The sequence below is a fragment of the Bacillus cereus group sp. BfR-BA-01310 genome, assembly GCF_022664325.1.
Lineage (GTDB): Bacteria > Bacillota > Bacilli > Bacillales > Bacillaceae_G > Bacillus_A > Bacillus_A paramycoides.
Map to the genome: position 1 here is coordinate 380,970 of NZ_JAKUHD010000001.1, position 11,699 is coordinate 392,668.

The window sequence follows — 11,699 nt, forward strand, 5'->3', positions numbered from 1 at the left end:
CCATTTTTATGACTAGGTACTAACAGTAGTATATAATCATTAAAAGTAGAATGCAACAAAAACTTTTGTTGACTCCCTTTAATCGAGCTTCTCTCCTTGGAACACACCCGTTCCATCAAGATAAGTACGCAGCGAAGCATACTGATCATTGTGCCAAAATGCTTCTGATTCTACCAATATTGCCGCATCTTGTCTAGCAGTTTCTAACGCCCGATAATCATGTACCATATCAGCAACCTTAAATTCTGGCAGACCACTTTGCTTACTTCCAAAGAAATCCCCAGGACCTCGTAACTCTAAATCTTTTTCTGACAATACAAATCCATCATTCGTTTCAGTCATAATACGCATTCGTTCTTTTCCCGTTTCCGATTTCGGATCCGCGATTAATAAACAATATGATTGTTCACTACCACGTCCAACACGCCCCCTCAGCTGATGGAGCTGTGATAAACCGAAACGCTCTGCGTCATAAATAACCATAACAGTCGCATTTGGTACGTTCACACCTACTTCAACAACTGTTGTCGATACAAGAATTTGCACTTTATTTTCACTAAACTGTCCCATTATCTCTTCTTTTTCCTGAGATGATAGCCTTCCATGCATTAATCCAACTTGGCATTTCCCTTCGTAATGATGCGTCAGCATACTATGTAAATCGATAGCATTTTGCACATCAAGCTTCTCAGACTCTTCAATAAGAGGACAAATAACATATGCTTGTCTTCCTTTTTTTATCTCTTTCTCCACAAAACCGAGAACACGATCTAACATATCATGTTTTGCCCAATACGTTTCAATTACCTTTCTACCAGCTGGCATTTCGTCGATAATAGAAACGTCCATCTCTCCAAATGCAGTGATTGCTAACGTACGCGGAATTGGGGTCGCCGTCATAAATAACACATCTGGACTTTCACCTTTCTCCCGTAAAACCCGGCGCTGCGCTACACCAAATCGATGTTGTTCATCGGTAATAACGAGACCTAACCTATGAAATATAACTTCATCCTGAATTAAAGCATGCGTCCCAACGAGGATATCTATTTCTCCTTGTTCTAATTTCGCCAAAATTTCTCGACGTCTCGCACCCTTAACAGAACTTGTTAGTAATTCAACCTTCATACCGAAATGCGAAAATGTCTCAGCGAGCGACTGATAATGTTGTTCAGCTAAAATTTCTGTAGGAACCATCAAAGCGCCTTGGTAATGAGCCAATTTCGCCGCATAAAGAGCAATTGCAGCGACAACTGTTTTCCCAGACCCTACATCACCTTGTAATAATCGATTCATTCGATAAGGAGATGTCATATCTTTCATAATTTCATCTACAACTCGGCGTTGTGCGCCAGTTAACGGAAATGGAAGCGCATCGGTAAACTCTTGTAACTCTACTGACAAAATTTCTTTCTTCGTCCCTTTCGAATTTTCCCTTTCCATCTTCCGAAGTGTTTGCATTTTCAACTGAAACAAGAAAAACTCCTCATATACAAAACGGCGACGCGCTTGCTTTAAGTCTTCCTGTCCCACTGGAAAATGTAACGCTCGAAGCGCTTCATAGCGTGGTAATAATTTATACCGACTTAACAAACCGTCTGGTAATACTTCGACTATGGAATCTCCATACTCCTTAAATGCTTGCGCAACAAAACGGCGCATCTGTTTTACTGTCAGTTTTCCTTTCACTGAATATACAGGCTCTACTTCTTGTTGACGTAAAACTGGTCCAAAATGAAGTTCTGATACAGCAATTGTTTGGCGATGCTGATCCCATTTACCAGTAATTGTTACCGTTTCCTCTAACTTTAACTTCTGTTTATAGTATGGTCTATTAAAACATACAGCTGTAATTAAATAACGACCAACGAGGACACGAACTGTTAGACGCGACTTCTTCTTCCCATAATATTGCAGTAAAGGAGCACTATGAACTTTCCCCTCAACTGTCACACGCTCATCATGCTTCACTTCAGCAAGATCTTTCATCGCATAGTCTTCATAACGGTACGGAAAATGTTCTAATAGATGAGAAACTGTATAAATTCCCATCTCGTGTAATAACTCAGATGTTTCTCCTCCGATTCCCTTTACATCCGTAACAGGAACTTGTACAACTTCATTCAAGATTCTCACGCTCCGTCACATTATTTTCTTTGTTTCACTCTATTGATTAACCATTAACATCATTAACATCTGTAATCGCTCTCTTTCACCCTATATATTCTATCATAGGCATTCTAAGAGAAACTACTCTAATCCCTCTATATAAAACAAAGTTATACAACACGTAAGAAAAGAGCCTCACTTTTAGCAGCAAGGCTCTTTTCTATCATCAATATGCTAGCCTTTTGAATAAAAACTAGTAATAAATTTCATATCACTACTTCTTATCCATTAGCAAGTAAGTAATCCATTTATTTTCAAAACGAATCTTTTCTTATTCTACAGAGAAGATGAAAGAATACACCGGTTGGTTCCCTGCATGTACTTCTACTTCTGCATCTTCAAAGCTCTCTTCTACAAACGTAACTAATTCAGCCACTTCTTCATCTGTTGCATCTTCACCTTGTAGAATCGTTACGATTTCAGAATCCTCATCAATTAGCGCTTCTAGTAATTGCTTCGCAGCTCCTACTTTTTCAGCATTTGTAGATACAATTTTCCCATCTGCAATACACATGAAATCATCTTTTTGAATTGCTACGCCATCAATTTCCGTATCACGAACAGCATACGTAATTTGACCTGTTTTCACATGGGATAAAGCTTCTTTCATGTGTTCTTCATTCTCTTCTAACGTTCCAACTGGATTAAATGCTAACATAGCAGCCATACCTTGAGGAACTGTTTTTGAACGAACAACAATAACTTCTTGATCTACCACTGATGCTGCTTGTTCTGCTGCCATCACGATATTTCCGTTATTTGGTAAAATGATAATTTTTTCAGCATTCGCCTCTTCAATCGCCTTCACGATATCCTCCGTACTTGGATTCATCGTTTGGCCACCTTCGATAACTTTTGTTGCGCCAATGCTCTCAAATAAAGTTTTAATACCAGATCCCATAGCTACAGTTACAATACCATACGGTTGTTTCTCTTTTGGCTGATTCGTTTGTTCAGGCATCGGAGTAGGTTCATCTAATAAAGCAGTATGCTGTTCACGCATATTTTCTACTTTGATCTTAATTAGACTACCGTAACGCTGTCCGTAGTTCATAGGATCTCCAGGATGTTCCGCATGAATATGAACCTTTACAACCTCATCATCCGATACAACAAGTAGTGAATCTCCGTACACACTAATATCTTCACGGAATTTTTGTTCAGAGAAATTATGTTCCTTCATTTTTTCAGGCTCTAATTTCACCATGAATTCCGTACAATATCCATACTTAATATCTTCTGTACTCAATTGGCTTTGTACACTACGGTGATGTTCTGCGCGTACCATTTCATTCATAGATGGTTGTGCAGGCGCATCAGAAGAAATCGTTTCTCCTTTTAAGTCAGCTAAAAATCCTTCGTATACAACAACAAGACCTTTACCACCGCTATCTACAACGCCAACTTGTTTTAATACAGGTAATAAATCTGGCGTACGATTTAACGATGCATTTGCTTCTTTCACAACGTCTTCCATAAACAAAACAAAGTCGCGCTGTTTTTTCGCAACTGTCACTGCATATTTACCCGTTTCTCTTGCAACCGTTAAAATCGTTCCTTCGATCGGTTTCATAACCGCTTTGTAAGCCGCCTCTACTCCAGCTTCTAAAGCTGCAGCAAAATCAACTGTTGTTAATTCTTCTTTTTGTTCAATGGATTTAGAGAAACCACGGAACAATTGAGATAAAATAACACCAGAGTTACCACGTGCTCCCATTAATAATCCTTTGGCTAAACTTACGCCGACTTTACCAGCATGCTGTGAAGGATTTGCTTTCACTTCACGTGCGCCTGAAGTCATTGATAAGTTCATGTTTGTACCGGTATCGCCATCTGGAACTGGAAATACGTTTAATGCATCAACAAGCTGAACATTATTTGTTAAATTATTCGCTCCTTGAATGATCATTTGTGATAAACGTTTCCCATCAATTTTTTGAATTGACACAGATTTTCCTCCTTAATGCACATTACAAGTTTATTACTTTAACTCCTTGTACGTAGATGTTTACAGAATCTACTGCTAGTCCTACAGTTTGATCTAATGTATATTTCACTTTCGTCTGCACGTTATGTGCTACTTCTGAAATTTTCGTACCATAGCTCACAATAATATACATATCAATATGTACTTCATCTTCATTTTTACGAACAATTACGCCTCTAGTGAAGTTTTCTTTTCGTAAAATGTCTGTTAATCCATCTTTTAATTGATTTTTTGATGCCATACCTACGATACCGTAGCAATCTACTGCGGCACCTCCAGCAATTGTTGCAATTACATCTGTACTAATATCAATTTGACCGTACTTCGTTTTAATTTCAATTGACATCTCGTTTCCCCCTTCATAAATGGTGAAAGTGAGCTAGACTACTTTAGTTACTATCATATAATCTTTTTAAAGAAAATTCCATCGTTCTTTCTTTTTCACTCTCATATTTTATGTTTTAAATTACATTTTTTTATGATGAGCAAAATAGTCCATTGTTATTATACAACATGTACCACTATAATATGTCAAGCAATTTTTCTTGATTTCAACTTTTCTTCATTGATATATAGTGTCAAGTAATTTTTCTTGATTTCTTTTTCCTACGGTGTTGCATTCTCTTTTTAGTTGTGTTAAATTATAGTAGTGTTTTTAGCATCGCATAAAAGACTAACATTGAAAAATTACGTATGGTAAGGTATCAAGGGAGGGAAATATAAATGGCTCGTGTTTGTGCTATCACTGGAAGAAAAGCTCGTTCTGGTAACTCTCGTTCTCACGCAATGAACGCTACAAAACGTAAATGGGGCGCTAACCTTCAAAAAGTTCGCGTACGCATCGACGGTAAAGTTCAACGTGTTTACGTTTCTGCTAGAGCATTAAAATCTGGCAAAATCGAACGTGTTTAATAATAAAAAAAAGAGCCGCTAGGCTCTTTTTTTACTATACCAATGGAAAAAGCACCGGTAATAGGTGCTTTTTTTAGTCTTTTTTAAAGGTATTTAACATCGCACGAACAATTCCACCAAGAAATTTAGGTAACTTAATTGTATAAAATCTCATGGTTTCCCTCCTAATCCCCATTACTCCACTTGTTCACTATATGATGCAAGGAGCAAAATTGTTTCTTCAATCAGTGCTTCTTATCATCATTAATATGCCAGAAGTAAATGAAAAAGTACCTTTTTCATTAATGAGTTCATTACTAATACAAAGTGTCGATCCCCACTCTATTGTTTTATTAGTAAGAGGGTACTTAAAACCGTGAAGTGTAATGCCTTCCACCCTTTCAGTAACTGGTACAAATGATACGTATGGAAAATGTTCATTTCCTTCAATTATATACGTACCAAGCTTTTTCACCATTATTTCATTTTTATTGTCCACAATACACATTTCTATATTTACTTCTAATCCCTTTAAAAGCATCTGAATATTTGCTAAACCGTGATCAAGTCTTCCACCAGTAGCACCAAAAATACGAATTAATTTTGGTTTCTGTTCTAAAGCCCAGCTAATTGCAATTTCTAAATCTGTTTGATCTTTTTCTCGCGGGACAATATGTAATTCATTTGTCTGCTGTCCCATCCATGCTAATTCCTCATCAGTAACTGAATCATAATCCCCAAACGCAACAGCCGGAGTGATTCCTCTTTTCAACAAACGGTACACTCCTCTATCAACGGCCGCCCAAACTACTTCTTCATTTTCATACCGAGAAAAATCTGCGCAGTATTCTGCAGGTCCTCCCGCTAAAATATGAATAATCATTTTTCCTTCCCCTTCTATTGTAAAAAGGCAATCTGCCATTCGGTAGATTGCCTTTCTCCTTATTTGCCACTCTAACATGTATAAATAGTGAAGTCTTAATGAACTAGAAGCTTCACTAGGATAAAGGTTCGTTCATTCTTTATCCGCGAATTACACGAATTGCTTCACCGCGGTCTTTTTGATTGTATACTGCTGATCCCGCTACAAGAACATTCGCCCCTGCTTCAATACAAAGTCTTGCCGTTTCAGCGTTGACACCACCATCAACTTCAATTTCCACTTGTAGATTTCGCTCTTTAACCATTTCTGCAACTTGTTTGATTTTCGGTAATACAGAATGAATAAACTTCTGTCCGCCAAATCCAGGATTTACTGTCATAAGTAATACCATGTCTATATCTTCTAATACATGCTCAATCGTTGAAACTGGAGTATGTGGATTTAATACAACTCCCGCTTTAATGTCATGAGATTTAATTAACTGAATTGTACGATGTAGATGTGGACAAGCTTCTACATGGACAGTAATAATATCAGCTCCCGCTTTTGCGAAAGTTGGGATATAGTTATCAGGATTTTCAATCATTAAATGTACATCTAACGGTAATGATGTAATCGGACGGATTGCTTCTACAATTAATGGTCCAATCGTAATATTTGGTACGAAATGTCCATCCATTACATCGACGTGAATGTAGTCAGCTCCGCCTTTTTCTACATCTTTAATCTCTTCCCCTAATCTTGAAAAATCTGCTGATAAAATCGATGGTGCAATTTTAATCATGACTAATACCTCGGCTTTCTCTCTCTAATTTCTTCTACGAATTGTTTGTAATTCTTATAACGATATTCGGTAATCTTTCCTTCTTCAACCGCAGCTTTCACCGCGCATTTCGGTTCAACAAGGTGTGTACACCCTCTAAATTTACAGTATTGGCTCGCTTCTTTCAACTCTGGAAAACAATATGTAAGATCTTCTACTTCTATATCTATGAAATCCAGTGAACTAAAACCAGGTGTATCCGCAACTAGTCCGCTTCCAACTGTAATTAATTCCACGTGTCTTGTCGTATGCTTTCCACGCCCTAAATGTGAAGAAATATCATTTGTTTTCAATTCTAAATCTGGGCGTAATACGTTTAGCATTGAAGATTTCCCAACACCAGATTGGCCTGCAACGACAGAAATACAGCCTTCTAAGAATGGTTTCAAAATGTCGATACTTTCCGATGTATTTATAGAAGTAAACAAGACATCATAACCCATTTCACGATAATCATTTGCATAAGATTCAACAGTCTCTCTCATTTTTTCATCTACTAAATCCATCTTACTAATGCAAATAATCGGTTTAATGTTATGATATTCAATCAATACTAAAAATCGATCTAACAGTCCTGGATTAAAATCTGGTTCTACTGCAGAGAAAACAAGAATAGCTTGATCAACATTAGCAATAGGAGGTCTAACAAGTTCATTTTTCCGATCAAATACTTCTAACACATAACCTTCATTCGGATTATCCGCTTGAAAAACAACTTGGTCTCCTACAAGTGGCGTAATTTTATTCTTTCTAAATACACCACGCCCGCGACATTGTGTAATCCCTTCCTCATTCTGCACATAATAAAACCCACTTAGAGCTTTTACAATTTTTCCTTCTGGCATATAATTCTCCTTTATTTTGTATAAAATGAAACTGCAATTAAATATGAATAGACTAGAGTTCTTTAAACAATTATTTCAAAGCCCACCAAATATATATCCAGGTTCATATATTTAATCTACCATCAAATTTGAAATATTATTTACAACAGTATCACTTTTACAGCTTTTTGAATCATATATTTTTGCCTGTTATACCGTCCACTATGTAGACAGCATAACAGGCAAGAGTAATACATCCCATTCTCTATAAGAAGAAATTGGAATTCACTATTATTGAGCTGGATATGGTACTTCTTTGTCGATAATCGTTACTCCATCCCGAACAATTTTATAGTGTCCCTTTGCACCTTCTTGAATTACAAATTCTAAAGAAATAGTCGCTGACTCAGTAATTGTTCTCGTTTCAACTGGTTTATCCATTTTTTGCTGCATATCTTCTTTATAAATTTCTATTGTTTGCGGCTTTTTCTCACCTGTTGCAGAAACTTCATATGGGATAGAAATGTTATCCACTTTTACCGTTTTCGTCACTTTAGGCTTCGGACCATCGGAGATAATAACCGTTACTTTATCTCCTTCTTTTAAAGGTGTGCCAGGCTTTGGAAATTGCGAAATAACAAGGCCTTTATCAATTGTATCCGAATATTCCCTTTTTATATCAGAAACAAGCTTTCTTTCATTTAAATAACCTTTCACGCTATTTTCAGTCCATCCTGAAAAATCACCTGGTCTTATTTGATAAGGTCCTTTACTTACCCAAATTTTCAGTTCTTGTTCCGCCTCTATAACCATTTGATCAGGCGTTGGTATTTGCTCTACAATTTCACCTTTCGGCTTATCATTTTCAATATAATTTATTGTAACTTGTTTATATTTTTCTTCTAACTCAGCTCTTATACTCTCAAAATCTTTTCCTGTCAAATCACGCATCTTACTTTTCTTTTTCCCACCTGATTGATAGATAGTAATTTTAGAGTTTTCTTTCACTACTCTTCCTGCTATAGGATCTGTTTTTATCACTTTTCCGGCTTCAACATCATCTGTATATACAAGATTAGGTTCAGTAACTTCAAACCCTTTTTCAACTAATGTATTTACAGCTGTCGTATATTTCATACCAGCCACATCAGGAACTTTCACATCTTTCGGAATAAAGAAGCCTGGAATAACAGTAAGTGCTAAGGTTATCCCTATCGCTAAAAGTAAAAATGTTGTAATTAAAACTTTCAGCCATTTATTACTTCGTTTTTTCTTCTTACCTGATTCGGTCTCTTCTTTTCTTACTTGTTCATCCATTTTACTTCCTTTTAATACAATCGTTTCATCACTTACATTTTGAAATAGTTGTTCTTGTTGAATAATTGGAATCGCTTTCGTCGCTTCCATATCTTCTGGTATGTAAAATGGTTGTTCATTTATTCGTTCTGGGTATAGTGCTGTTTCAATATCTCGTTTCATCGCGTTAGCAGATTGATATCGATGAAACGGATCTTTCGCAGTTGCCTTTAATATAATATTTTCAACACTTTGTGGAATATTTTCATTCCATCTTTTTGGAGATGGCATTTCATTTTGTAAATGTTTTAACGCAATTGCAACAGCAGATTCACCAGAAAACGGTTGTCTTCCTGTTAACAATTCAAACATAACAATCCCAAGTGAATAAATATCTGATTGTTTATTCGCTATACCGCCGCGCGCTTGTTCTGGTGATAAATAATGCACCGAACCGAGCACCGAATTTGTATGTGTAATCGTTGCTGCACTTGTAGCTGTCGCAATTCCAAAGTCTGTGACTTTTATCACTCCATCATCTCGGATCAAAATATTGTGCGGTTTAATATCGCGATGCACAATCTCAAAATGATGGGCGTGTGCCATGGCGGACGTTAACTGCTCCATTATATCAAGAGCTTCTCCTATCGGTAACATCCCTCGATCAATTATGTATTGCTTCAATGTTCGTCCAGGTACATATTCCATTACAAGATAATATATACCATCCTCTTCCCCAACATCATACATATTCACAATATTTGGATGCGACAACGTTGTAACAGATTGCGCTTCTCGATGGAAACGTTTAATAAACTCTTCATTATTTGAATAGTCGAGTCTTAATATTTTTACCGCTACATCTCGACCGAGTATATCATCATGAGCTAAATATACATTGGCCATTCCTCCACCGCCAATCATTTCCAGCAGCTTATAACGGTCATTTAAGCGTTTTCCAATCAGCACGTTGCACTTCACCTACTTTCGTTTGTCGAATCCGCATAATCAATAATAACGAGGGTGATATTATCTTCTCCACCACGATCATTTGCTAATTGAATGAGATGCTCTCCCTTCGCCCCGAGCTGTTCATTCAATTGTAAAATTTGTTGCATATCAGCCATAGGGACTTTGTTAGACAATCCATCAGAGCAAAGAAGCAATTGATCGTCTTCTTCGAGCACCAATGTTTTAACATCTAGTCCGACTTTTTCTTCTGTTCCTAACGCTCTTAACAGAACATTCTTTTTCGGGTGATATTCTGCATCTTCTTTTGAAATTTCACCGTGCCTAACAAGTTCATTTACAAGTGAGTGATCTTCCGTTACAAGCGATATTTCTCCCTCTGATACCATATAACAACGACTATCTCCTATATGACCTATTGTTACAAAACTAGGTGTACAAATCGCTACGATAACCGTTGTTCCCATGCCATTACATTCTACATGCTGCTTAGAGTAAGCATATATACGCTCATTAATAATTCCAACGTTAGTATGTAACCACTTTTCTATCTTTTTAGGCTCATTCATATTATGCGTTTGCTTCCAATAATCATGGAATAATTGAATAGCCATCGAGCTAGCTACATCGCCAGCTCGATGACCTCCCATTCCATCTGCTACTACCGCTAAAATATTTCCATCTAAATTGTGAAAAACTCCTGCACTATCTTCATTATGTTGACGAACTTTCCCTTTATCCGATAGAAACACGGCTTTCATCTCGTCACCTCGTCTCTTCTTTGCGCTCCTTTGCACGCAACTGACCGCAGGCTGCATCAATATCATGACCTTGTTCACGGCGAATTGTTACATTCACTCCACGATCTTTTAGCGTCTTTTCAAATAAGAAAATTTGCTCTCGTGGCGTACGTACATAATCACGTTCTGGCACGTAGTTTACCGGAATTAAGTTTACATGACATTTTACACCTTTTAAGAGCGCAGCAAGTTCTTCAGCGTGCTCAACTTGGTCATTTTCTCCTCCAAATAAGCCATATTCAAATGTAATACGACGCCCTGTTCTATTTACATAGTATTTAACAGCTTCCATTAAATCAGGTAGCTTATAAGCACGGTTAATCGGCATTAATTTTGAACGTAACTCTGTATTTGCAGCATGCAATGAAATCGCAAAATTGATTTGCATATCTTCTTCAGCGAACTTATAAATTTTCGGAACAATTCCACTTGTTGAAACTGTCATATGTCTTGCACCAATATGAATTCCTTTTTCATGATTTACAATGCGTAAGAATGACATTAAGTTGTCATAATTATCAAATGGTTCTCCAATTCCCATAACAACAAGCGAACTTACACGTTCTTCTGTTTCATCAAGCGCACGCTGAACTTCTACTACTTGCGCTACAATTTCTCCAGCTTCTAGGTTTCGTTTTAACCCACCGAGTGTAGAAGCACAGAACGTACAGCCAATGCGGCAACCCACCTGTGTTGTTACACAAATGGAATTTCCATATTCATGTCGCATTAGTACCGTTTCAATAGAGTACCCATCGTATAACTGGAATAGGAATTTAATCGTTCCATCCGAAGACGTTTGTTTTACTAAAGTGTTTAAAGTAGTAATATCAAAGGAATTCGACAATTTATCGCGCAATCCTTTAGCAAGGTTTGACATATCCTCATAATTTTTTACACGTTTTTTATATAGCCAATCAAAAATTTGTCCTGCACGGAACTTAGGTTCTCCTTGTTCCTTTAACCAATCTTGCATTTCATGAAGTTGTAAAGAATAAATTGATGGTTTCTTTGTCTCTAGATTTTTCTTTTGTTTTTTTACAGTCGTTTCCATGAT

Annotated in this window: 11 protein-coding genes; 1 reads left to right on the top strand and 10 read right to left on the bottom strand. The window is 37.0% G+C overall.

What is annotated here, in order from left to right; all coding sequences use genetic code 11:
• Positions 1–78: 78 nt before the first annotated feature.
• The 3 genes from recG to MR109_RS01915 form a co-directional block, all read right to left on the bottom strand.
• Entirely contained in the window at positions 79–2,127 is a 2,049-nt protein-coding gene (gene recG / locus MR109_RS01905) for an ATP-dependent DNA helicase RecG (protein ID WP_071718847.1), read from the bottom strand.
• Positions 2,128–2,440: 313 nt separating this feature from the next.
• Positions 2,441–4,117: a DAK2 domain-containing protein gene (locus MR109_RS01910; RefSeq protein WP_048373932.1), complete on the bottom strand. Its 1,677-nt coding sequence runs from the start codon at positions 4,115–4,117 to the stop codon at positions 2,441–2,443.
• Positions 4,118–4,139: 22 nt separating this feature from the next.
• A complete protein-coding gene (locus MR109_RS01915; RefSeq protein WP_002173116.1) occupies positions 4,140–4,502 on the bottom strand; it encodes an Asp23/Gls24 family envelope stress response protein in 363 nt (120 codons plus the stop codon).
• A 377-nt stretch (positions 4,503–4,879) separates the two neighbouring features.
• Between MR109_RS01915 and rpmB the strand changes: the two genes are divergently transcribed.
• Positions 4,880–5,068, top strand: coding sequence for a 50S ribosomal protein L28 (gene rpmB / locus MR109_RS01920; protein WP_000124776.1), 189 nt, complete (start codon positions 4,880–4,882; stop codon positions 5,066–5,068).
• Positions 5,069–5,141: 73 nt separating this feature from the next.
• On the opposite strand, the gene spoVM is transcribed toward rpmB, so the two are convergent.
• From spoVM to rlmN, 7 genes are all read right to left on the bottom strand, one after another.
• Positions 5,142–5,222, bottom strand: a complete 81-nt coding sequence (gene spoVM, locus MR109_RS01925; RefSeq protein WP_001213599.1) for a stage V sporulation protein SpoVM — start codon at positions 5,220–5,222, stop codon at positions 5,142–5,144.
• 66 nt (positions 5,223–5,288) lie between these two features.
• Positions 5,289–5,969, bottom strand: a complete 681-nt coding sequence (locus MR109_RS01930; protein ID WP_242270761.1) for a thiamine diphosphokinase — start codon at positions 5,967–5,969, stop codon at positions 5,289–5,291.
• Positions 5,970–6,069: 100 nt separating this feature from the next.
• Positions 6,070–6,714, bottom strand: coding sequence for a ribulose-phosphate 3-epimerase (gene rpe / locus MR109_RS01935; protein ID WP_002111395.1), 645 nt, complete (start codon positions 6,712–6,714; stop codon positions 6,070–6,072).
• 2 nt (positions 6,715–6,716) lie between these two features.
• The gene (rsgA, locus tag MR109_RS01940; RefSeq protein WP_098473411.1) at positions 6,717–7,598 is read right to left on the bottom strand and encodes a ribosome small subunit-dependent GTPase A; all 882 of its coding nucleotides are present in this window, start codon (positions 7,596–7,598) and stop codon (positions 6,717–6,719) included.
• Between the two features lie 270 nt (positions 7,599–7,868).
• A complete protein-coding gene (gene pknB / locus MR109_RS01945) occupies positions 7,869–9,842 on the bottom strand; it encodes a Stk1 family PASTA domain-containing Ser/Thr kinase (RefSeq protein WP_242270763.1) in 1,974 nt (657 codons plus the stop codon).
• 8 nt (positions 9,843–9,850) lie between these two features.
• Entirely contained in the window at positions 9,851–10,603 is a 753-nt protein-coding gene (locus tag MR109_RS01950) for a Stp1/IreP family PP2C-type Ser/Thr phosphatase (protein WP_242270765.1), read from the bottom strand.
• Positions 10,604–10,607: 4 nt separating this feature from the next.
• Positions 10,608–11,696, bottom strand: a complete 1,089-nt coding sequence (gene rlmN, locus MR109_RS01955) for a dual-specificity RNA methyltransferase RlmN (protein ID WP_002173121.1) — start codon at positions 11,694–11,696, stop codon at positions 10,608–10,610.
• Positions 11,697–11,699: the final 3 nt, after the last annotated feature.

Bases quoted from the DNA above. Each gene is read 5' to 3' on its own strand.
- rpe (WP_002111395.1), bottom strand. From the start codon at position 6,714: ATGATTAAAATTGCACCATCGATTTTATCAGCAGATTTTTCAAGATTA.
- spoVM (WP_001213599.1), bottom strand. From the start codon at position 5,222: ATGAGATTTTATACAATTAAGTTACCTAAATTTCTTGGTGGAATTGTT.
- rpmB (WP_000124776.1), top strand. From the start codon at position 4,880: ATGGCTCGTGTTTGTGCTATCACTGGAAGAAAAGCTCGTTCTGGTAAC.
- rlmN (WP_002173121.1), bottom strand. From the start codon at position 11,696: ATGGAAACGACTGTAAAAAAACAAAAGAAAAATCTAGAGACAAAGAAA.
- MR109_RS01950 (WP_242270765.1), bottom strand. From the start codon at position 10,603: ATGAAAGCCGTGTTTCTATCGGATAAAGGGAAAGTTCGTCAACATAAT.
- MR109_RS01930 (WP_242270761.1), bottom strand. From the start codon at position 5,969: ATGGCAGATTGCCTTTTTACAATAGAAGGGGAAGGAAAAATGATTATT.
- rsgA (WP_098473411.1), bottom strand. From the start codon at position 7,598: ATGCCAGAAGGAAAAATTGTAAAAGCTCTAAGTGGGTTTTATTATGTG.
- MR109_RS01915 (WP_002173116.1), bottom strand. From the start codon at position 4,502: ATGTCAATTGAAATTAAAACGAAGTACGGTCAAATTGATATTAGTACA.